Consider the following 22,069-nt stretch of genomic DNA (forward strand, 5'->3'; position numbering starts at 1 on the left):
TCCTATGCTACAATATTCTTTGTCTGTAATTTTTCGTTTTGTTAAATGAAAGGGAGGAAAAGGGAAGATGAATTCAACCCCCTTTATCGCAGTAGAAGGGCCGATTGGCGTAGGGAAAACATCACTTGCAAAAGCTATAGCGGAGCACTATGAATTTCAATTATTAAAGGAAATTGTAGAAGAAAATCCTTTTCTCGGAAAATTTTACGACAACATTGACGAGTGGAGTTTTCAAACCGAGATGTTTTTTCTTTGCAACAGGTATAAGCAGCTTGAAGAGATTCAAGATCAATATTTATCTAAACAGATTCCTGTTGTTTCCGATTACCATATTTTCAAGAACCGTATTTTTGCAGGACGTACATTAAAGGACCGTCATCATCATAAATACATGCAATGTTTCGATATTTTAACGGAAGATATGCCTGTTCCAAATATGATTATTTATATGAACGCAAGCCTTGATACATTGTTAAAGCGTGTTAAACAGCGTGGAAGGTTTATCGAACAAAACATGGATCCTGCATACTTAGAACAGCTTGCTGCTGATTATGATACATTCATGTCCGCATTTAAGAAACAGCATCCGGAAATACCTGTGCTGACTTTTAACGGAGATGACATTGATTTTGTTGCGTATGAAACGGATAAAGAGAAAATCTTTTCCTTAATAGATGCAACTTTGAAAAAAGGAGAAGTTGCAAAATGAACAATAAGCAATTCGGCATACCGAACGATGCTGTAATTACTGTTGCAGGGATGGTTGGTGCCGGTAAGTCAACATTGACAAATGCTCTTGCAAAAAAATTAAACTTTCGCACCTCTATGGAGAAAGTAGACAATAATCCATACTTAGAAAATTTCTATCATGATTTTAAAAGATGGAGTTTTCATCTTCAAATCTTCTTTTTAGCAGAACGTTTTAAAGAACAAAAAAGAATGTTTGATTACGGCGGCGGTTTTGTACAAGACCGTTCCATTTATGAAGACACAGGGATCTTTGCACGTATGCATTATGACAAAGAAAACATGTCAGAGGTGGATTATGATACATATACCCGCCTATTTGAAGCCATGGTGATGACACCTTACTTCCCTCAGCCAGACTGCTTAATCTATCTAGAAGGCACATTGGATGACATCTTGGGACGCATTCAACAAAGAGGACGCAAGATGGAACAGGAAACACCTGTATCCTATTGGGAAGAAATGTATGACCGCTATGAAAAATGGATTGCATCCTTTAATTCATGTCCTGTGCTCAGAGTGAATATTAACGATTATGATCTTCGTAATAATCCTGAATCGATCAACCATATCGTTGAAAAAATTGCACAAAAAATTGAAGCGAAACGAGAAGTTCGCTTATGATAAAAAGCCCCGGTAATCACTTTAAGTGAACCGGGGCTTTTCTTATTTTTTCATCCATTCAGGTTTGCCGAAACCTTTGAACTCTTTATCAATTTCTTCTTCAAATTCTTTTGACTCAACGACTTCTTTTAAATCTTTTGCAAACTGTGATTTAACATCTTTCGTGTTAACAACAACTCGGTTCCGATAAAGATCTGGCATCTTTTCAAGCTGAATGGCATCAAGCAGATCCATTTTTGCTGCCAGTGCAAAGTTTCCTGGAACAGCAGCGATATCCGCACTTTGGACTGCTCGTGGAAGCTGTGCTGCTTCTAATGGTTTGAAGTTAAGTTTTTTCGGATTATCTTTTACATCCTTTTCAGATGCTGTCAGCTGGTTGACATTATCTTTTATTGTAATAAGACCTGCATCTTGAAGCATGATCAATGTACGAGCAAGATTTACTGGGTCATTTGGAATCGCCAGCGTGCTTCCCTCTTTAATAACGTCCAGGGATTTAAATTTGTCAGAATACAACCCCATAGGTGCAGTTGGAACGATAATGACCTCAGATAGTTTCAAGTTCTTTTCTTTAGCAAAGTTCTCCATATACACTTTGTGCTGAAAAAGGTTCGCATCCAAATCTCCTTTTGATAATGCAAGGTTTGGCTGAATGTAATCACTAAACTCAACGACTTTTACTTTATAACCCTTTTTCTCAAGTGATGGTTTGATCGCTTTATTAACCATATCTGAATAAGGTCCTGCAGTTGCTCCAATCGTGATTTGCTTTTCCTTTGAATCGGTTGAGGAACAAGCTGTTAACGCTAAAAAGAATAGTGCAGTCAGTATTGTGAATATTAATTTTTTCATAAATGGTTTCTCCTCTTTATCTTTTATTTACTTTACGTGCTAATTGATCACCAAGAAGCTGGAGCAATTGAACGATTATGATTAATAACAAAACTGTCGTGATCATTATCGTATTGTCATAACGGTAGTAGCCGAATCGAATGGCAAAGTCCCCGATCCCGCCGCCGCCAACGATACCAGCCATTGCTGAGTAACCGATTAAACTGATGGCTGTAATCGTGATGGCTTGAACAATGCCAGGCTTTGCTTCAGGCAGCATCACCTCTCGTATAATCATCCACGGTGAAGCACCTACTGCAATGGCTGCTTCAATCACGCCTTTATCTACTTCACGTAAAGAAGCTTCGATTAGCCGAGCGAAAAAAGGAATGGCAGCTACTGACAACGACACGGAAGCTGCTTTTGGTCCTATCGTTGTTCCAGTAATTAATTGGGTGAGCGGGAGCAGTGCTACAAGCAAGATGATAAATGGAACAGAACGAATCAAGTTAACAAGCAATCCCGCTGCATGTTTAATGTACAAGTTCTCAAACAGCAAACCTCGATCGGTTACGAATAGTATGATGCCTAACGGAAGTCCGGCTAATAACGATATACTTAATGAGATCGCGACCATATATGTCGTCTCAAAAAAAGCCTTATTTAAATCTGGGAGTATTGAAGTTATTGAATCAAGCAGCATTTTTCACCACCTCCAAGCTATCTAATTTGGTCGTAATGTAGGAAATGGCTTTCTCTATTTCTGATGCATCACCGATCAGTTCCATAATGAAGATGCCCAGAGGCGTTTCTTGGATATACTCGATTTTGCCATGCAGAATATTTCCTTTGAGTTTAAAGTTTTGAAACAGTTCAGAAACGACTGCTTCTTCTGCGACTGCTCCTTTGAAATGAATTTTGATAACAACTCCTCTTCTGCCTGCTAAAAGTTGTTCAGGTAAATTCATTTGCAGCACACTTCCAATGAAAGTTTTAGTCAGCTCTTCTTTTGGATGAGCAAATATATCGTATACGTCTCCAAGTTCGATAATCTCTCCACCCTGCATGACTGCCATTCGGTGACAAATCTCTTTAACTACTTCCATCTCATGAGTAATAAGTACAATCGTTATACCGAGCTTTTTGTTGATTGACTTTAAAAGATTTAAAATTGATTTTGTCGTACTTGGATCGAGCGCAGATGTAGCTTCATCACATAGCAAAACTTTTGGATCATTCGCGAGTGCCCTTGCGATTCCAACACGCTGCTTTTGTCCACCGCTTAACTGTGAGGGGTACTGGTCACTCTGGTTCTCCAAGCCGACAAGTTTTAACAGCTCTAATGTCTTTTGCTTAATTTCTTCCTTTGGTTTATTTGCAGCTTTTAGAGCAAATGCAACATTTTCAGAAACTGTCTTCGCACTTACTAAATGAAAATGCTGAAAGATCATTCCTATCTTTAACCGCTCTTTTCGAAGGCTTTTTTTATCTAAGCTAGTAATAGATATCCCATCAATTAAAATCTCGCCTGAAGTTGGTTTCTCCAATAAATTCAAACAGCGCAGAAGTGAACTCTTACCGGCACCGCTGTATCCTACTATTCCAAAAATTTCGCCTTTTTGGACAGTTAATGAGACATTCTTTACTCCAACAATCTCTCTTCCTTTAGCCGAATAAATTTTTGTTACGTTACGAACCTCTATCATCTGTTCTCCCCCTTTAAACATAAAGAAACCCTCTTCACAACTGGAAGAGGGCGAATATACATGCAATCGACTTATCTTCCAGAATGACACGCATTCTGCAGGAAGTAGCACCGTTCCCATTATGGAGGTTGCTGGACGTCATAGGGCCTGATCCCTCGGTCTCTCTTAATAAGTGTTGAATATTCAATTAATTAATTGTCATCATACTACCATCTTGAAAGTTCTGTCAATATAATTTTTTAGTCCTTTAAAGTGTAAACGCTTACATTTACTACTGTGAAATTGACGGCTAGATGCGAGGAACAGATTCTATTTTGATAAATGAATGCTATTGAAATAATACACCTCCGATTACTCGGTGCAACTCGGAGTACTGACGAAAAGATTCGCCGCTTATCATTCCAATCATTTGTTCATTTAGAAGCAAGAAGGTCAAGGAAGCAAAGTTGCGAGGAACAGAGCGTATTAAAAAATACGTGAGTACCACAGAAACACAGCTGACAAAGAGATTCACAGCTTATCATTCCAATCATTTGTTCATTTAGAAGCAAGAAGGTTGAGGAAGTGAAGTTGCGAGGAACAGAACGTATTAAAAAATACGTGAGTACCACAGAAACACAGCTGACAAAGAGATTCACCGCTTATCATTCCAATCATTTGTTCATTTAGAAGCAAGAAGGTTGAGGAAGTGAAGTTGCGAGGAACAGAACGTATTAAAATACGTGAGTACCGCAGAAACAAGACTGACAAAAAGATTCTCCGCTTATCAATGAACAAATAACAAAAAACCCACTCAATCAATATGATCAAGTGGGTTGAATATGTATATGGAGGAGGTAGAGGGATTCGAACCCCCGCGGGTCGTTAAACCCCTGTCGGTTTTCAAGACCGATCCCTTCAGCCGGACTTGGGTATACCTCCGTGTGACTGACAAGAACTATATTAACATGATTCACTTTTTAGTGTCAACATTTTTCATAAAAAAAAGAGAGGGGAATTCCTCTCTTTTTCATTTACTTCAATACCTCTTTATTGCCCATGTATGGACGCAGTACTTCAGGAATGATAACAGAACCATCTTCCTGCTGGTAGTTCTCTAAAATAGCGGCAACTGTACGGCCTATAGCTAATCCAGAACCGTTCAATGTATGAACCAATTCAGGTTTGCCTTTAGCTTCTCTGCGGAAACGAATTTGTGCACGGCGTGCTTGGAAGTCTTCAAAATTTGAACAAGAAGAAATTTCACGGTAAGCACCATAGCTTGGAATGTATACTTCAATGTCATATTTTTTTGCAGCTGTAAAGCCTAAATCAGCAGTACACATGCTTAGAACACGATATGGAAGATTTAATAACTGAAGAACCTTTTCAGCATGACCTGTAAGTTTTTCTAGCTCTTCATAAGAATCTTCCGGCTTTACAAAACGAACAAGCTCTACTTTGTTAAACTGATGCTGACGAATCAATCCACGTGTGTCACGGCCAGCAGATCCAGCTTCAGAACGGAAACATGCGCTGTACGCAGCATATGCAATCGGCAATTCATCAACGGTTAGAATTTCATCACGGTGCATGTTTGTTACTGGCACCTCAGCCGTTGGAATCAAGAAGTAATCTTCTTCACGGATTTTAAACGCATCTTCTTCAAACTTTGGAAGCTGACCAGTGCCTGTCATGCTCTGACGGTTCACTAAATATGGAGGAAGTACTTCCGTATATCCATGTTCATCTTCGTGTAAATCCATCATAAAATTGATGAGTGCTCTTTCTAGTCTTGCTCCTAGCCCTTTATAAAAGGCAAAGCGGCTTCCAGTTACCTTTGCAGCACGCTCAAAATCTACGATGCCAAGGTCTGTAGCAATATCCCAATGTGCTTTTGGTTCAAAAGCGAACTCAGGTACTTCTCCCCAGTGGCGGACAGGTACGTTATCGTCTTCTGTTTCACCAATCGGTACACTCTCATGCGGAATGTTTGGAAGAGTAAGCATGATTGTATTCAGATCTTCTTCTACTTGTCGAAGTTCATCATCGATTGTTTTAATTTTATCGCCTACCTCACGCATCTCAACAATAAGATGGTCAGCATCTTTCTTTTCACGTTTAAATTCTGCGACTTGTTTAGATACTTCATTACGTTTAGATTTCAACTTTTCTGATTCACCGATCAGTTCACGACGACGACTATCTAATGCTTCAAATTGATCTAACCCAGACAAGTCTTCCCCGCGTGCAGCCAGTTTTGTTTTCACTTCTTCAAAATTGGCACGAACAAATTTTAAATCTAACATGTTCTTTTCCTCCTTTTAGTTATAAAAAATCAAAAAACTCCCGCCCTCTATTTCTAAAAAAATTAGAAATAGGGACGAGAGTTAACCCGCGTTGCCACCCTGATTGCAATAGAACAATTGCCCATTGCCGGCTTAATTATAAAACGTAACGGTTCTTCACCGGAAAAGCTTACTTCAATTTCGGCTCTTCACTCGAGGATGGATTCACAAAATGCCTGTATCGGTTTTCACCAGCCACCGACTCTCTAAAACAAAGCTGATTTTGCTACTAGTTCCTGTCATTGATTTTTTATTATGATTTTATAGTAATGTACAGCATTTTCTTATTTTATGCAACTACTTCTTTAGAGGATTGTACCATATCTACAAAAAATTGATGTAAACGGTAATCATCCGTAAGTTCCGGATGAAAAGCTGCACACAAGAATTGTCCTTGCTTCGCTGCTACAATCCGCTCATTATGCTTTGAAAGGATTTCCACTTCAGGACCAACCTCGACGATAAATGGCGCTCTAATGAATACACCTGTATAAGCTTCTCCAACGCCATGTATCATTAGATCAGCTTCAAAGCTGTCTACTTGGCGGCCAAAAGCATTTCTTTCAACCGTCATATCGATCAACTCTAAGTGAGCTGTATCTTGACCTTGAATTCTTTTCGCCATTAAGATTAAACCGGCACATGTACCAAAAACAGGCTTTTGTTCCGCAAAATCTTTTAAAGGCTGAAGAAAACCGTATTTATCAATCAAGCGTCTCATTGCTGTACTCTCGCCGCCTGGCATAACAAGACCATCAAGATCAGCTAATTCTTCAACGCGCTTTACGGCTACTGCTTCTGCACCGCATGCTTCGATAGCGTGGATATGCTCTCGTACCGCACCTTGTAAAGCTAATACTCCGATTTTTAGCATGAAATTACCAGCCTCGCTCCTGCATGCGCTCACCTGGAGCTAATGTAGAGATATCGATACCTTTCATTGCGATACCAAGATTTTTAGAAACTTCAGCGATCAGCTTGTAATCTTGGTAGTGAGTAGTTGCTTCAACAATCGCGCGGGCAAATTTTTCTGGGTTGTCAGATTTGAAAATACCTGATCCAACGAATACGCCGTCAGCTCCAAGCTGCATCATTAACGCTGCATCTGCCGGTGTAGCTACTCCGCCTGCTGCGAAGTTAACTACAGGAAGCTTTCCTGCTTTTTTAATTTGTAGAAGAACTTCAAATGGAGCACCTAAGTTCTTTGCTTCCGTCATCAACTCATCTTCACTCATAGCAACAACTTTACGAATTTGACCTTGAATCATACGCATGTGGCGGACTGCTTCAACAATGTTCCCTGTTCCCGGCTCACCTTTAGTTCGAAGCATTGAAGCTCCTTCACCGATACGGCGTGATGCTTCACCAAGGTCACGCGCTCCGCACACAAACGGTACTGTATAATCGCTTTTATTCAAATGGAAAACTTCATCAGCTGGTGTTAATACTTCACTTTCGTCGATATAGTCAACACCCATAGCTTCAAGTACGCGTGCTTCAACAATATGTCCAATACGCGCTTTTGCCATTACAGGAATAGACACCGCATTTAGAACTTCTTCTACGATTGTAGGATCAGCCATTCTAGCTACTCCACCTGCTGCACGGATATCTGACGGTACGCGCTCAAGTGCCATTACTGCTACTGCACCAGATGCTTCAGCAATACGCGCTTGCTCTGCATTGATAACGTCCATGATGACGCCGCCTTTTTGCATTTCCGCCATTCCTCGTTTTACACGTTCAGTTCCTGTTTTTAACATGCTTTGCTACCCCCTGAGTATATGTTGTATTTTCGATAATTCGATATTTTTACAATAAAATATAGTATTCTCATCTATTTTAACGCAAATCATAAAAAGCGCAAGACCACATCATTTTCTAGAAAAAATGCCCTTTAGCTTTCGCTAAAGAGCATAATAAGCCATGATTTAGAATAAACCTTTAACCATGTCTACAGTACCAGACCATATTCCAGCAAAAAAGCCTCCTACTCCACGCATACCGAGTACAAACCAATTTGCTTTATCAACTGCTTCTTTCGTAATGACTTCTGTTTTTCCTTTTGTATCATTATCCAGCAAGTAACCGTAGTCCTCACCTTTGCCTTTATAATCAATTTTCACATGGCCAACAACTTCACCTTTTTTAATAGGTGCAGTTAATTTACCATCTTCATTTAACTTTTTCTTATCTACTACAAATTCTGGTTTGTAGTTCTCTTTTTCACCGCGTTTGATCACAAGAGAAAGAGGGTCTTTCGTTGCGATTTTTACTTCTTTTTCTTTCCCTTTTACAACAGGAATCGTTTTCTCGCCTTTTATTTGATAATTAGCCGGAAGAATATCCGCTTTTTCAAAATTTGCAAATCCATAGTCAAATAATTTTTTTGTTTCTTCAAAGCGTGCTTCGTAACTGTTTGTTTTCATAACAACAGAAATAAGGCGTGTTCCGTTTCTTTTGATTGTCCCCGTAAAAGAAAACCCAGCCAAATCAGTAGATCCTGTTTTTAATCCGTCTACCCCTTCATAACCATATACAAGGGTAGGAAGCATCCAGTTCCAGTTTGGCATATTTGTTTTATCATCAGTACCATCACGGAAAACTGCTTTTGGAATACTGGTTGTTTTCAGTACTTCTGGATAATCATTGATTAAACGGAAAGCAAGAATTGCTACTGAACGGGCACTCATCATATTCTCTTCAGAAGGTCCGCCAGTTGAATCGAAGCCTTTTAAATCTTTGTTGTTTAATCCTGTAGAATTTACAAAATGATAATCTTTTAAACCTAATTCTTTTCCTTTTGCGTTCATTTTCTTAACGAACTCAGCTTCAGAACCTGCTACGAGTTCTGCTAATGCAATAGTTGCACCGTTTGCAGAATAAATAGCCATCGCTTGATATAATTCACGAACATTGTATTGTTCGTCTATTCTTAATGGAACGTTAGAAAGTGCTCGATCTTGAGAGATTTTATGAGCATATTCAGAGATACGCGTTTTTTGATCCCAAGAAATCTTGTCCTTTTTAATCGCTTCTAACAATAAGTATTCGGTCATCATCTTACTCATACTTGCTGGTGCGAGCATCTTATCTTCATTTTTCTGATATAGAATTTTACCCGTTTCACCATCGACCAAAATAGCAGATTCAGCTTTCACATCTAAAGATGGTGCTGCACTTGCTGTTTTAGAAAAACCTACCATGCTCGTTGTAAAAAATGACAATACGAGCGTCAACACTAACAATTGTTTTACCTTGCTGTTCAAAAAACTGCACCTCCAAACCCATTTAACACAAAAATTATTGTATCATACACTTTTTCAAAAAAATAGACAGAGGTTGCCCCTCTGTCTTAAAAATGTGCCTTTAGACCGAATAATTTGGTGCTTCTTTAGTAATTTGTACTTGATGCGGATGGCTTTCACGAAGACCGGCACCCGTAATTTTAACAAATTTAGAATCATTTTGAAGATCATCGATTGTTGCTGTACCGCAATAACCCATACCAGAACGGATACCTCCAACTAGCTGATAAATCGTATCTGCAAGGGGTCCTTTGTACGGCACGCGTCCCTCAATTCCTTCTGGAACAAGCTTCTTATTATTTTCCTGGAAATATCGGTCGCTGCTTCCACGTTCCATCGCTCCAACAGAACCCATCCCGCGATAAACTTTGAACTGGCGTCCTTGGAAGATTTCACGCTCTCCTGGGCTTTCAGAAACACCAGCAAGCATGCTTCCTAACATGACAGCATGTCCGCCTGCTGCAAGAGCTTTAACAATATCACCGGAATATTTAATACCGCCATCTGCAATGATCGGTACTCCGTATTTCTTAGCTTCTGTTGCACAATCATATACAGCAGTCACTTGTGGAACTCCTACACCGGCAACTACACGTGTAGTACAAATAGATCCAGGTCCAATTCCAACCTTAACAACACTGGCACCAGCTTCTATTAAATCACGCGTAGCTTCTGGAGTAGCGACATTCCCTGCAATGATTGTTAATGCTGGGTAACTACTTCTTACTTCTTTTACTTTTTGAAGTACTCCTTCAGAATGACCATGTGCTGTATCTAGTACGATTGCATCTACACCAGCTTCAACAAGTTTTTCTACTCGCAATAATGCATCTTTTGTTACGCCTACAGCAGCTGCAACTAACAGTCTTCCTTGCTTATCTTTTGCGGAGTTCGGAAACTCAATTACTTTTTCAATATCTTTAATGGTAATTAATCCTTGAAGAATCCCATCTTCGTCAATAAGAGGCAGCTTCTCAATCTTATACTGCTGGAGTATTTTTTCTGCTTCTTTTAATGTCGTACCTACAGATGCTGTTACTAAATTATCCTTCGTCATTACATCTGAGATTTTAATGGAATAATCCTGAATAAAACGCATATCACGATTTGTTATAATTCCGACAAGTTTTTTGTTTTCATCAACAATTGGTACACCGCTGATCCGATACTTACCCATTAAATGTTCAGCATCAAAAACCTGGTGTTCAGGTCTTAAATAAAAAGGATCGGAAATGACACCACTCTCAGAACGTTTTACACGGTCTACCTGCTCTGCTTGCTCTTCAATAGACATATTTTTATGAATTACGCCCATACCGCCTTGACGCGCTATTGCGATCGCCATGCTAGCCTCTGTAACAGTATCCATTCCAGCACTCATGATCGGTATGTTCAATTGAACTGAATCAGATAACCTCGTCTTAACAGAAACCTCGTTAGGAAGAACTGCAGATTTAGCCGGTATCAATAATACATCATCAAACGTTAAACCTTCTTTAGCAAACTTATCTTGCCACATGCCATAACCACCCCTTCATTTTTATTATCCAGAAAAATATTATTTGTAGATTATCAACTGGGTAAACTAGTGTCAAGGAATACAGAATATGTTCGATTTTTCAAATAATTTCAATTTGAGGAGGAAAAACAGCCCGTGAAGAATCCACAAGACAATTGGTCTTACTTTGATATGTTTTTTTCTTCTCAAAAAACGCAGCATTATCTAGCTTACCAATATGAAAAGAGAAATATAAAAGACAGTAACGGGAAAAGCTTTGAAAATTGCTATAGCTTTATTTACTATCTGGAACATGGAAAGAAATATTATACGTTAGCTGATACAGCACCAACAGAAATTAAGCCCGTCTTACTGTTTTATGGAATGATCCAGTTAATGAAAGCCTGTATCTTAACCGTCGATCCTGATTACCCGGAATCCAGTTCGGTACTTGCACATGGTCTTTCTACAAGAAAGCGTAAAAAAAGAAGCTATGAATTTCTTCAGGATGAAGTAAAGGTGCAAAAAACTGGGTTGTTCAATCATTTTTGTGAAAAAATGTTCCACATGAAACACATTGAAGGTGAAAAATTTATAATGGATCATCTTTTTAGACTGCTGCCTGAACTGGGACCCTTATATAAACAAATGGATAATTCAGTTCACCATATAAAAATGTCTAAAGAAAATCACAATACTTATACCCTTTCAAACGAGGCTGCAGATCTTCTTCATATGACTGATGAAAGGTTTATTGAATACGTCAATCATTCATTTCACTCAAAACTAAACCTTCAAAATGACAGTGGAACATCCTTCCAATATATTATTAGGTTAAATCCTGATGTCTCGCCTTATCATTGTTTTCCTCTTAGCTATCACTTTGAAGAAGATACGTATTGTTTCCCGGTAGATCGTGAAATTTTGCAATTGCCGCTTTTAAATGAATTTATGGTCCATTATGTGATTCTCTATAATTTAAGCATGATCAGCAGATATGATACCGAATGGTGGAGCGAGTTATTCCACACTTATTCTTCAGACGAACTGCCCTATATCAATCAGTTTTTAAACATAACTGCACAGAAAATTCCCTATCTATTTGGCCATTGGCTTCATGCTAAAAATATACCTTAATCCTTCTTAACAGAAACCTGTCGGGTTGCAGTGTAATGACTTTGGCAGAGAATGGTGGAGCAAGTTTGATGCGAGTTTGAATGCGAATTTGAAGCGGATTTGAAGCGGATTTGATGCGAGTTTTGTTGAATCATGTCGGTTCGTGGTTAAATCCAAATTAACGTGGATATAATGGTGTTTTTCGTGGAAATATGCCCCCTGACCGTGGAATTATTGGCGATTACCGTGGAATTATGGAGTGAAGGGGGCTTTTAGGAGTTGTTAAAGAGATGTTTTTATAAGGTTGGAAGATGGAAGTGTCCATCTTCTTCCTTTTTGGTCTTATTTTTTAACGTTTTTTAGCTTTTTTGACCGGAATTTACTTATAAAAAGGAAAAAGAAGATGGATATCTTCAACCATCTTCCTCGTTTTGGTTCGCTTTTAAGCTCTTTGCCGCTTTAATCTCACAAATCCGTTTCAGAATCCCACACTTTTAAATCACAATCCCACAAATATGAGTTCGAAACCCACAGTTTTTCTTGCAATAGCCACGAATCGATATCTACGAATTCGATCCGGGGCTTTTCAAAACAAAAAAGAAGATGGATTTTCATCCATCTTCCTCATTTGCTCAGCGACGTCCTACTCTAACAGGGGGAGACCCCCAACTACCATCGGCGCTGAAGAGCTTAACTTCCGTGTTCGGTATGGGAACGGGTGTGACCTCTTCGCCATCATCACTGAACCAAAGTTTTTTGATAAGCGTCGAAACTCTTCGTCAGTTTCGTTCTTCCGGTACTCACGTATGTGTAATACGCTCCGTTCCTTCAAAACTTCACTTCCTCGACCTTCTCGCTTCTGAAAAAACTATTATTAAGTTGAGAGTATGTTCTCTCAAAACTAGATACGACTTTCCAAACGTTATGCTTTTTTAAGGATAAGCCCTCGACCGATTAGTATCTGTCAGCTCCACGTGTCGCCACGCTTCCACACCAGACCTATCAACCTCATCATCTCTAAGGGGTCTTACTCACTTGACGTGATGGGAAATCTCATCTTGAGGGGGGCTTCATGCTTAGATGCTTTCAGCACTTATCCCGTCCACACGTAGCTACCCAGCTATGCCCCTGGCGGAACAACTGGTACACCAGCGGTGTGTCCATCCCGGTCCTCTCGTACTAAGGACAGCTCCTCTCAAATTTCCTGCGCCCGCGACGGATAGGGACCGAACTGTCTCACGACGTTCTGAACCCAGCTCGCGTACCGCTTTAATGGGCGAACAGCCCAACCCTTGGGACCTACTTCAGCCCCAGGATGCGATGAGCCGACATCGAGGTGCCAAACCTCCCCGTCGATGTGGACTCTTGGGGGAGATAAGCCTGTTATCCCCAGGGTAGCTTTTATCCGTTGAGCGATGGCCCTTCCATGCGGAACCACCGGATCACTAAGCCCGACTTTCGTCCCTGCTCGACTTGTAGGTCTCGCAGTCAAGCTCCCTTGTGCCTTTACACTCTGCGAATGATTTCCAACCATTCTGAGGGAACCTTTGGGCGCCTCCGTTACTGTTTAGGAGGCGACCGCCCCAGTCAAACTGCCCACCTGACACTGTCTCTGAACCGGATCACGGTTCTAGGTTAGAATTTCAATACAGCCAGGGTAGTATCCCACCGACGCCTCCACCGAAGCTGGCGCTCCGGCTTCTCAGGCTCCTACCTATCCTGTACAAGCTGTACCAAAATCCAATATCAAGTTGCAGTAAAGCTCCATGGGGTCTTTCCGTCCTGTCGCGGGTAACCTGCATCTTCACAGGTACTATAATTTCACCGGGTCTCTCGTTGAGACAGTATCCAAGTCGTTACACCTTTCGTGCGGGTCGGAACTTACCCGACAAGGAATTTCGCTACCTTAGGACCGTTATAGTTACGGCCGCCGTTTACTGGGGCTTCAATTCAGAGCTTCTCCTAAAAGGATAACCCCTCCTCTTAACCTTCCAGCACCGGGCAGGTGTCAGCCCCTATACTTCACCTTGCGGTTTCGCAGAGACCTGTGTTTTTGCTAAACAGTCGCTTGGATCTATTCACTGCGGCTCTCTCGGGCGATAAACCCTATCAGAGCACCCCTTCTCCCGAAGTTACGGGGTCATTTTGCCGAGTTCCTTAACGAGAGTTCTCCCGATCATCTTAGGATTCTCTCCTCGCCTACCTGTGTCGGTTTGCGGTACGGGCACATCTTTCCTCACTAGAGGCTTTTCTTGGCAGTGTAGGATCAGGGACTTCGGTACTAAATTTCCCTCGCCATCACAGCTCAGCCTTCACGTTGGACGGATTTGCCTATCCAACAGCCTAACTGCTTAGACGCACTATTCCATCAGTGCGCTCACCCTACCTTACTGCGTCCCCCCATCGTTCAAACGGAAAGGAAGTGGTACAGGAATATCAACCTGTTATCCATCGCCTACGCTTTTCAGCCTCGGCTTAGGCCCCGACTAACCCTGAGCGGACGAGCCTTCCTCAGGAAACCTTAGGCTTTCGATGGACAAGATTCTCACTTGTCTTTCGCTACTCATACCGGCATTCTCACTTCAAAGCGCTCCACCAGTCCTTCCGGTCTGACTTCGCTGCACTTCGAACGCTCCCCTACCCCTGTACCATACGGTACAAGCCATAGCTTCGGTGATACGTTTAGCCCCGTTACATTTTCGGCGCAGAGTCACTCGACCAGTGAGCTATTACGCACTCTTTAAATGGTGGCTGCTTCTAAGCCAACATCCTGGTTGTCTGGGCAACTCCACATCCTTTGCCACTTAACGTATACTTTGGGACCTTAGCTGATGGTCTGGGCTGTTTCCCTTTTGACTACGGATCTTATCACTCGCAGTCTGACTCCCGCGGATAATTCTCTGGCATTCGGAGTTTGACTGAATTCGGTAACCCTGTGGGGGCCCCTAGTCCAATCAGTGCTCTACCTCCAGGAATCTTGCCGCGAGGCTAGCCCTAAAGCTATTTCGGGGAGAACCAGCTATCTCCGTGTTCGATTGGCATTTCACCCCTACCCACACCTCATCCCCGCACTTTTCAACGTGCGTGGGTTCGGGCCTCCATTCAGTGTTACCTGAACTTCACCCTGGACATGGGTAGATCACACGGTTTCGGGTCTACGACCACGTACTATGTCGCCCTATTCAGACTCGCTTTCGCTGCGGCTCCGTCTATTCAACTTAACCTTGCACGGGATCGTAACTCGCCGGTTCATTCTACAAAAGGCACGCCGTCACCCGTTAATGGGCTCCGACTACTTGTAGGCACACGGTTTCAGGATCTATTTCACTCCCCTTCCGGGGTGCTTTTCACCTTTCCCTCACGGTACTGGTTCACTATCGGTCACTAGGGAGTATTTAGCCTTGGGAGATGGTCCTCCCGGATTCCGACGGGGTTTCACGTGTCCCGCCGTACTCAGGATCCACTCTGGAGGGAACGAAGTTTCAGCTACAGGGCTGTTACCTTCTTCGGCTGGCCTTTCCAGACCACTTCACCTACCTCGTTCCTTTGTAACTCCGTATAGAGTGTCCTACAACCCCAGAGGGCAAGCCCTCTGGTTTGGGCTGATTCCGTTTCGCTCGCCGCTACTCAGGAAATCGCATTTGCTTTCTCTTCCTCCGGGTACTTAGATGTTTCAGTTCCCCGGGTCTGCCTTCTCATACCCTATGTATTCAGATATGGATACCATCCCATTACGGATGGTGGGTTCCCCCATTCGGAAATCCCCGGATCAATGCTTACTTACAGCTCCCCGAGGCATATCGGTGTTCGTCCCGTCCTTCTTCGGCTCCTAGTGCCAAGGCATCCACCGTGCGCCCTTTCTAGCTTAACCTTATAACTTACGATCAACTTCGAATTTCTTCGTTGACTTCGTTCTTTCCGGTGCTCATGTATCGAAATACACTCCGCTCCTCCAAAACTTTGTCGCCTCGAACTTCTCGTTTCTCGTAACTTAACTTAAAAAGTTATTGCTTGGCGCAGATAAATAATATATATCTGCCTTGCATATTGTTTGGATGTCGATATCTAGTTTTCAAAGAACATAGTTAAAATAACCTTTCCGATCTTTAAGAACGAAAAAATGTTATTTAGTTGAGAGTTTTGAGTTCTCTCAAAACTGAACAAAAGAAGAATAGGCGTACTTACGAAACAGTCTAAGCTGTCTCATAATCTCCATAGAAAGGAGGTGATCCAGCCGCACCTTCCGATACGGCTACCTTGTTACGACTTCACCCCAATCATCTGTCCCACCTTCGGCGGCTGGCTCCCAAAAGGGTTACCCCACCGACTTCGGGTGTTACAAACTCTCGTGGTGTGACGGGCGGTGTGTACAAGGCCCGGGAACGTATTCACCGCGGCATGCTGATCCGCGATTACTAGCAATTCCGGCTTCATGTAGGCGAGTTGCAGCCTACAATCCGAACTGAGAGTGGCTTTTTGGGATTGGCTTGGCCTCGCGGCTTCGCAACCCTTTGTACCACCCATTGTAGCACGTGTGTAGCCCAGGTCATAAGGGGCATGATGATTTGACGTCATCCCCACCTTCCTCCGGTTTGTCACCGGCAGTCACCTTAGAGTGCCCAACTGAATGCTGGCAACTAAGGTCAAGGGTTGCGCTCGTTGCGGGACTTAACCCAACATCTCACGACACGAGCTGACGACAACCATGCACCACCTGTCACTCTGTCCCCCGAAGGGGAAAGCTCTATCTCTAGAGTGGTCAGAGGATGTCAAGACCTGGTAAGGTTCTTCGCGTTGCTTCGAATTAAACCACATGCTCCACTGCTTGTGCGGGCCCCCGTCAATTCCTTTGAGTTTCAACCTTGCGGTCGTACTCCCCAGGCGGAGTGCTTAATGTGTTAACTTCAGCACTGAGGGTGGAACCCCCCAACACCTAGCACTCATCGTTTACGGCGTGGACTACCAGGGTATCTAATCCTGTTTGCTCCCCACGCTTTCGCGCCTCAGCGTCAGTTACAGGCCAAAAAGCCGCCTTCGCCACTGGTGTTCCTCCACATCTCTACGCATTTCACCGCTACACGTGGAATTCCACTTTTCTCTCCTGCACTCAAGTCTCCCAGTTTCCAATGACCCTCCACGGTTGAGCCGTGGGCTTTCACATCAGACTTAAGAGACCGCCTGCGCGCGCTTTACGCCCAATAATTCCGGATAACGCTTGCCACCTACGTATTACCGCGGCTGCTGGCACGTAGTTAGCCGTGGCTTTCTGGTTAGGTACCGTCAAGGTACGAGCAGTTACTCTCGTACTTGTTCTTCTCTAACAACAGAGCTTTACGACCCGAAGGCCTTCATCGCTCACGCGGCGTTGCTCGGTCAGGCTTTCGCCCATTGCCGAAGATTCCCTACTGCTGCCTCCCGTAGGAGTCTGGGCCGTGTCTCAGTCCCAGTGTGGCCGATCACCCTCTCAGGTCGGCTACGCATCGTCGCCTTGGTGAGCCGTTACCTCACCAACTAGCTAATGCGCCGCGGGCTCATCTGTAAGTGTCAGCCGAAACCGACTTTCAAAAAGAAGAAATGCTTCTTCTCTTGTTATCCGGTATTAGCCCCGGTTTCCCGGAGTTATCCCCGTCTTACAGGCAGATTACCCACGTGTTACTCACCCGTCCGCCGCTAAATCAGAGGAGCAAGCTCCTCATCATTCGCTCGACTTGCATGTATTAGGCACGCCGCCAGCGTTCATCCTGAGCCAGGATCAAACTCTCCATAAAAGTGTTTGTCTTGCTCGATTTTAAAACTGACGGAATTAATTTAATTCCTTACCTATTTCTTTTGTTCAGTTTTCAAAGAACTTGTTTGCCGCTCGTCTTAGCGACTTTAATAATATACCACGCTAAACCGTTAGAGTCAATAACTTTTAAAACTTTTTTAAAGTATAGTAAGTTACTAAACTAAAATGGTACGTGTGATTTCTGACATGCCGTCTTTAAGACAGCTTGATAAGTCTATCATGTATACATTCAGGATGCAACACTAAATTAAAAAAGCTTTCATCCTAAGATAAAAGCTCTTCGATATAGATATCATTTCTCGTTTTTAAAGCAAGGATTTCGCTATTGTTATCAAGTTTAATCATAGGTCGAGTTGGATGATTCTCTTCTATAAAAATGATTTCTCCAATCTCATTATTGGACAGTTTTACCTTGCTTCCTAATGTGAAGGTAGATAAACCAGAAATTAATGCACGGATGACTTGATGATTAAACTTGCCAAACTGATCCTTCATCATCATTTCCAAAACCTTAAATGGAGATTGTTTGCTACGATATGGCCGTTCTGATGTCATGGCTAAGTATACATCTGCTACGGCTAGTATTTTACTGAATGGATGCAGCTTGCTGCTTTGAACTTTTAGCGGGTATCCAGATCCGTCTTCTCTTTCATGATGCTGAAGTACACCAAGCAGCACGCCTTCTTTAATAGATGGGATCTTTTTCAACATGTTATAGCCGTTTATCGTATGTTTCTTAACCTCATCAAATTCGTTTGGTGAGAGTGCTCCGCCTTTCTTCAATAAACCTGGCTGTACTTTGGACATCCCGCAGTCAGATAGTACTCCAGCTAGGCCGATCTGGATACAATCACCACTCGTGTAATTGAGTTTTTTTGCTAAAAAAGTACTCAGGATTCCGACGGATACAGCATGATGGTATATGTAATCCTCACGTGTTGCATAATGGTGCAGCAGTAACATCTCTCTCGGATAGTTCGTGCCTTCTTGTAAAATGTTAAGCACAGATTGCCGCACTTCCAGCATATCGATGTTGCTGCCAGACTGCCAATTTGTAAAAAGCTGTTTATATCTTTTTACTGCTTGTAGGTACATCTCTGGAAAAGATAGTTTCTCTTCCGTTTTCACTTGTTTAATTGATGCTGTTTCTAATCCAGACATCGAAACCGCTTCTGAATTAGCTGTTTCTTTTTTGGATTGATATATTTGTCCCCTGGCTGAATCACTGACAACATCGATTTCCTCAATATTAAAACGCATCAATATACGAAGATAATCCTGATTTAAAATAGTATTCTTATTGACGATCGGCTCATTAGTCATCGAAAATACGTCTTGAACGAGCATATGACCCACTTTAACCTGACTCGTTTTGATCTTCATACAAAAGCCCCTTTTACTGGAAAATTCATATTTTCATTGTACTAATAAAAAAGAGGAAAATGTATACACATTTTCCTCTTTTAAAAAATTATTCGTTATTCTCTTCTGTATCTTCTTTTTCTACTGCTTCTTCAGATGATTCATCTTCAGGGGCTTCAACAGTTACGATTGGATCGCCATTTTCATCTAATAATTCTTCATCTGTTTCTTCTTCACGTTCAACTACAGCTACCGTAGCAACATGATTGCTTTCTTTCATAGTCATAAGTCTGACACCTTGTGTATTACGTCCCATTGTTGAGATGCCTGAGATATTCATTCTAATAATGATACCTTTAGCCGTAATAATCATGAGGTCTTCTTCGTCTGTTACCGTTTTAAGCGTAACTACCGGTCCGTTCTTATCTGTGATATTAACGGTTTTGATCCCTTTTCCGCCACGGGACTGTAAACGGTATTCGCTCATAGGAGTACGTTTTCCGTAACCATTTTCCGTAACAATTAAAATATCTTGAGTTTCATCCAGCACTTCCATACCGACTACCGCATCATCTTCACCGAGATTGATAGCTTTAACTCCGGTTGCTGTTCTACCCATTGATCGAACATCAGTTTCTTGGTAACGGATAGACATTCCTTGCTTCGTACCAACAATGATGTCTTTTGTTCCGTCCGTTAATCGAACACCCATCAGTTCATCGTCATCACGCAGGTTGATGGCAAACAAACCACCTTTACGGATGTTGCTGTAAGCAGATAACGCAGAACGTTTTGTAATTCCTTGTTTCGTCATAAAGTTAAGGAATAACTCGTCATTCTCCATATCTTCTACTGGAATAACTGCCGAGATCGTCTCTCCTTGTTCAATCTGCAGTAAGTTAATGATTGGGATTCCTTTTGCCGTTCTTCCGTATTCAGGAATCTCATAACCTTTTAATCGGTAAGCTTTTCCTTTATTCGTGAAGAACAAAATGTAATTATGTGTATTTGTAGTAAATAATTGTTCTACAAAATCATCTTCACTCGTACCCATTCCTTGAATCCCTTTACCGCCGCGTCGCTGCGAACGATAAGTAGAAATCGGAAGACGTTTGATATAACCTTTGTTTGTTAATGTAATAACGATATTAGAACGCGGAATTAAATCCTCGTCTTCAATGCTGTTGAAGCCTACAGAAATAGTTGTACGTCTTGGATTATCGTACTTTTCTTTAATTTCCGTAAGCTCAGTTCGAATAATTTCAAGAATTTTCTCTTCATCTGCTAGGATTGCTTTTAATTCATTGATAATAGCCACAAGTTCATTGTATTCATTTTCGATCTTGTCCCGCTCCAGGCCAGTTAGACGCTGCAAGCGCATATCTAAGATAGCTTGTGCCTGCTCGTAGCTTAATTTAAAGTTCTCAATCAAACCTTCACGGGCAATATCTGTAGTACGCGATCCGCGAATTAAAGCAATTACCTGATCAAGATGATCAAGCGCAATACGAAGTCCTTCTAAAATATGTGCGCGAGCTTCAGCTTTTTTCAGATCAAACTCCGTACGGCGGCGAATGATAACTTGCTGATGCTTTAAATAATGGTACAAAAATTCTTTAATGTTTAAAATTTTCGGATGACCATCAACTAGTGCGAGCATATTAAGACCAAAGCTCGTTTGAAGAGCCGTTTGTTTATATAAATTATTTAAAATGACATTTGCGTTTGCATCTCTGCGGACTTCCATAACGATACGCATACCGTTACGGTCTGACTCATCACGAAGATCAGTGATTCCATCAATTTTTTTATCGCGGACAAGTTCTGCGATCTTTTCAATCAAACGTGCTTTATTGACTTGATAAGGAAGCTCCGAAACGATAATGACAGCTTTACCATTTGGCATTTCATCGATTTCAGCTTTTGCACGAATAATAATGGAGCCTCGGCCACTTTGGTAAGCTTTTCGAATTCCTTCACGGCCTAAAATTTCTCCAGAAGTAGGAAAATCGGGTCCAGGTATAATCTCCATCAATTCAGGAACCGTAATATCTGGGTTTTTACTTAGTTCAAGAACCCCATCAATGACTTCTCCAAGGTTATGCGGAGGAATATTTGTTGCCATACCAACAGCAATTCCTGAGGCACCATTTACAAGTAAGTTAGGAAAACGTGCTGGTAAAACAACAGGTTCTTGTTCAGATCCATCATAGTTGTCTTTATATCCGATTGTATCTTTGTTAATATCGCGAACCAATTCCATGGCGATTTTTGACATGCGCGCTTCTGTATAACGCATCGCTGCCGCAGCATCGCCATCTACAGATCCAAAGTTTCCGTGACCGTCAACAAGCATGTGGCGGTAATTGAAATCTTGTGCCATACGAACCATCGCTTCATAAACGGAGGAATCACCGTGTGGATGGTACTTACCAATTACTTCACCGACGATTCTCGCAGACTTTTTATACGCTTTATCGGCTGTCATTCCGAGGTCATTCATCGCGTATAATATACGTCTATGCACGGGCTTTAATCCATCACGTACATCAGGGAGTGCACGGCTGACGATAACACTCATCGCATAATCCATAAAAGAAGTACGCATTTCTATGCTGATATTTATTTCTTTAATCCGAGGGCGTTCCATTTCAGACATTCTTCCAACCTCCATAACCTCTTGCAAAACATAGGTTTTTCAGTCCAATGATACTCTTAAGAGTCAAAAGACATCTCTTTTTTAAACCAAGAAAAACAGGAGC

The 22,069-nt window shown here is 41.9% G+C and carries 14 protein-coding genes, 1 tRNA gene, 3 rRNA genes, 1 riboswitch and 1 other annotated feature; of the genes, 3 read left to right on the top strand and 15 right to left on the bottom strand.

What is annotated here, in order from left to right:
* Positions 1-67: 67 nt before the first annotated feature.
* Complete coding sequence (locus RGB74_RS19965) at positions 68-709, top strand: deoxynucleoside kinase (RefSeq protein WP_310760931.1); 642 nt, start codon at positions 68-70, stop codon at positions 707-709.
* Complete coding sequence (locus RGB74_RS19970; RefSeq protein ID WP_310760932.1) at positions 706-1,371, top strand: deoxynucleoside kinase; 666 nt, start codon at positions 706-708, stop codon at positions 1,369-1,371. The genes RGB74_RS19965 and RGB74_RS19970 overlap by 4 nt, the downstream gene beginning before the upstream one ends.
* Before the next feature lie 42 nt (positions 1,372-1,413).
* Here RGB74_RS19970 and RGB74_RS19975 read toward each other — a convergent pair whose 3' ends face one another.
* The 9 genes from RGB74_RS19975 to guaB form a co-directional block, all read right to left on the bottom strand.
* Positions 1,414-2,223 carry a MetQ/NlpA family ABC transporter substrate-binding protein gene (locus RGB74_RS19975; RefSeq protein WP_310760933.1) on the bottom strand — a complete coding sequence of 270 codons (810 nt, stop codon included), beginning with the start codon at positions 2,221-2,223 and terminating at the stop codon, positions 1,414-1,416.
* Positions 2,224-2,239: 16 nt separating this feature from the next.
* Entirely contained in the window at positions 2,240-2,905 is a 666-nt protein-coding gene (locus RGB74_RS19980; protein WP_310760934.1) for a methionine ABC transporter permease, read from the bottom strand.
* Positions 2,895-3,908, bottom strand: a complete 1,014-nt coding sequence (locus RGB74_RS19985; protein ID WP_310760935.1) for a methionine ABC transporter ATP-binding protein — start codon at positions 3,906-3,908, stop codon at positions 2,895-2,897. The genes RGB74_RS19980 and RGB74_RS19985 overlap by 11 nt, the downstream gene beginning before the upstream one ends.
* A gap of 68 nt (positions 3,909-3,976) precedes the next feature.
* Positions 3,977-4,083, bottom strand: a riboswitch (SAM riboswitch).
* A 653-nt stretch (positions 4,084-4,736) separates the two neighbouring features.
* Positions 4,737-4,829: transfer RNA gene (locus RGB74_RS19990), tRNA-Ser, on the bottom strand.
* Positions 4,830-4,921: 92 nt separating this feature from the next.
* Positions 4,922-6,196, bottom strand: a complete 1,275-nt coding sequence (gene serS / locus RGB74_RS19995) for a serine--tRNA ligase (protein ID WP_310760936.1) — start codon at positions 6,194-6,196, stop codon at positions 4,922-4,924.
* A gap of 67 nt (positions 6,197-6,263) precedes the next feature.
* Positions 6,264-6,487 (bottom strand) — a binding site (T-box leader).
* Between the two features lie 37 nt (positions 6,488-6,524).
* Positions 6,525-7,109: a pyridoxal 5'-phosphate synthase glutaminase subunit PdxT gene (pdxT, locus tag RGB74_RS20000; protein ID WP_310760937.1), complete on the bottom strand. Its 585-nt coding sequence runs from the start codon at positions 7,107-7,109 to the stop codon at positions 6,525-6,527.
* A 4-nt stretch (positions 7,110-7,113) separates the two neighbouring features.
* The gene (gene pdxS / locus RGB74_RS20005) at positions 7,114-7,998 is read right to left on the bottom strand and encodes a pyridoxal 5'-phosphate synthase lyase subunit PdxS (RefSeq protein WP_310760938.1); all 885 of its coding nucleotides are present in this window, start codon (positions 7,996-7,998) and stop codon (positions 7,114-7,116) included.
* A gap of 168 nt (positions 7,999-8,166) precedes the next feature.
* Complete coding sequence (locus RGB74_RS20010) at positions 8,167-9,441, bottom strand: D-alanyl-D-alanine carboxypeptidase family protein (protein WP_310762940.1); 1,275 nt, start codon at positions 9,439-9,441, stop codon at positions 8,167-8,169.
* Between the two features lie 163 nt (positions 9,442-9,604).
* Complete coding sequence (gene guaB / locus RGB74_RS20015; protein ID WP_310760939.1) at positions 9,605-11,062, bottom strand: IMP dehydrogenase; 1,458 nt, start codon at positions 11,060-11,062, stop codon at positions 9,605-9,607.
* A 171-nt stretch (positions 11,063-11,233) separates the two neighbouring features.
* Between guaB and RGB74_RS20020 the strand changes: the two genes are divergently transcribed.
* Positions 11,234-12,178 (top strand): YaaC family protein, encoded by a 945-nt coding sequence (locus RGB74_RS20020; protein ID WP_310762942.1) that lies wholly within the window; start codon positions 11,234-11,236, stop codon positions 12,176-12,178.
* Positions 12,179-12,622: 444 nt separating this feature from the next.
* Here the strand turns inward: RGB74_RS20020 and RGB74_RS20025 are convergent, their stop codons facing one another.
* The 6 genes from RGB74_RS20025 to gyrA form a co-directional block, all read right to left on the bottom strand.
* Positions 12,623-12,772, bottom strand: a complete 150-nt coding sequence (locus RGB74_RS20025; RefSeq protein ID WP_310760940.1) for a hypothetical protein — start codon at positions 12,770-12,772, stop codon at positions 12,623-12,625.
* A gap of 15 nt (positions 12,773-12,787) precedes the next feature.
* Positions 12,788-12,903 (bottom strand): 5S ribosomal RNA (rrf, locus tag RGB74_RS20030).
* Between the two features lie 188 nt (positions 12,904-13,091).
* Positions 13,092-16,028, bottom strand: a 23S ribosomal RNA gene (locus RGB74_RS20035).
* Between the two features lie 347 nt (positions 16,029-16,375).
* Positions 16,376-17,925: ribosomal RNA gene (locus RGB74_RS20040) — 16S ribosomal RNA — on the bottom strand.
* The 16S, 23S and 5S rRNA genes sit together here, the layout of an rRNA operon.
* Before the next feature lie 284 nt (positions 17,926-18,209).
* A complete protein-coding gene (locus RGB74_RS20045; protein ID WP_310760941.1) occupies positions 18,210-19,328 on the bottom strand; it encodes an HD-GYP domain-containing protein in 1,119 nt (372 codons plus the stop codon).
* 88 nt (positions 19,329-19,416) lie between these two features.
* A complete protein-coding gene (gene gyrA, locus RGB74_RS20050) occupies positions 19,417-21,966 on the bottom strand; it encodes a DNA gyrase subunit A (RefSeq protein WP_310760942.1) in 2,550 nt (849 codons plus the stop codon).
* Positions 21,967-22,069: the final 103 nt, after the last annotated feature.

The organism is Bacillus sp. NEB1478 (assembly GCF_031582965.1).
Lineage (GTDB): Bacteria > Bacillota > Bacilli > Bacillales > Fictibacillaceae > Fictibacillus.

Coding starts and splice junctions, on each gene's coding strand:
- RGB74_RS20020 (WP_310762942.1), top strand. CDS start 11,234: ATGTTTTTTTCTTCTCAAAAAACGCAGCATTATCTAGCTTACCAATAT.
- RGB74_RS19965 (WP_310760931.1), top strand. CDS start 68: ATGAATTCAACCCCCTTTATCGCAGTAGAAGGGCCGATTGGCGTAGGG.
- RGB74_RS20025 (WP_310760940.1), bottom strand. CDS start 12,772: ATGAAAATCCATCTTCTTTTTTGTTTTGAAAAGCCCCGGATCGAATTC.
- gyrA (WP_310760942.1), bottom strand. CDS start 21,966: ATGTCTGAAATGGAACGCCCTCGGATTAAAGAAATAAATATCAGCATA.
- RGB74_RS19970 (WP_310760932.1), top strand. CDS start 706: ATGAACAATAAGCAATTCGGCATACCGAACGATGCTGTAATTACTGTT.
- RGB74_RS19975 (WP_310760933.1), bottom strand. CDS start 2,223: ATGAAAAAATTAATATTCACAATACTGACTGCACTATTCTTTTTAGCG.
- serS (WP_310760936.1), bottom strand. CDS start 6,196: ATGTTAGATTTAAAATTTGTTCGTGCCAATTTTGAAGAAGTGAAAACA.
- guaB (WP_310760939.1), bottom strand. CDS start 11,062: ATGTGGCAAGATAAGTTTGCTAAAGAAGGTTTAACGTTTGATGATGTA.
- pdxS (WP_310760938.1), bottom strand. CDS start 7,998: ATGTTAAAAACAGGAACTGAACGTGTAAAACGAGGAATGGCGGAAATG.
- RGB74_RS20045 (WP_310760941.1), bottom strand. CDS start 19,328: ATGAAGATCAAAACGAGTCAGGTTAAAGTGGGTCATATGCTCGTTCAA.
- RGB74_RS19980 (WP_310760934.1), bottom strand. CDS start 2,905: ATGCTGCTTGATTCAATAACTTCAATACTCCCAGATTTAAATAAGGCT.
- pdxT (WP_310760937.1), bottom strand. CDS start 7,109: ATGCTAAAAATCGGAGTATTAGCTTTACAAGGTGCGGTACGAGAGCAT.
- RGB74_RS20010 (WP_310762940.1), bottom strand. CDS start 9,441: ATGGTAGGTTTTTCTAAAACAGCAAGTGCAGCACCATCTTTAGATGTG.
- RGB74_RS19985 (WP_310760935.1), bottom strand. CDS start 3,908: ATGATAGAGGTTCGTAACGTAACAAAAATTTATTCGGCTAAAGGAAGA.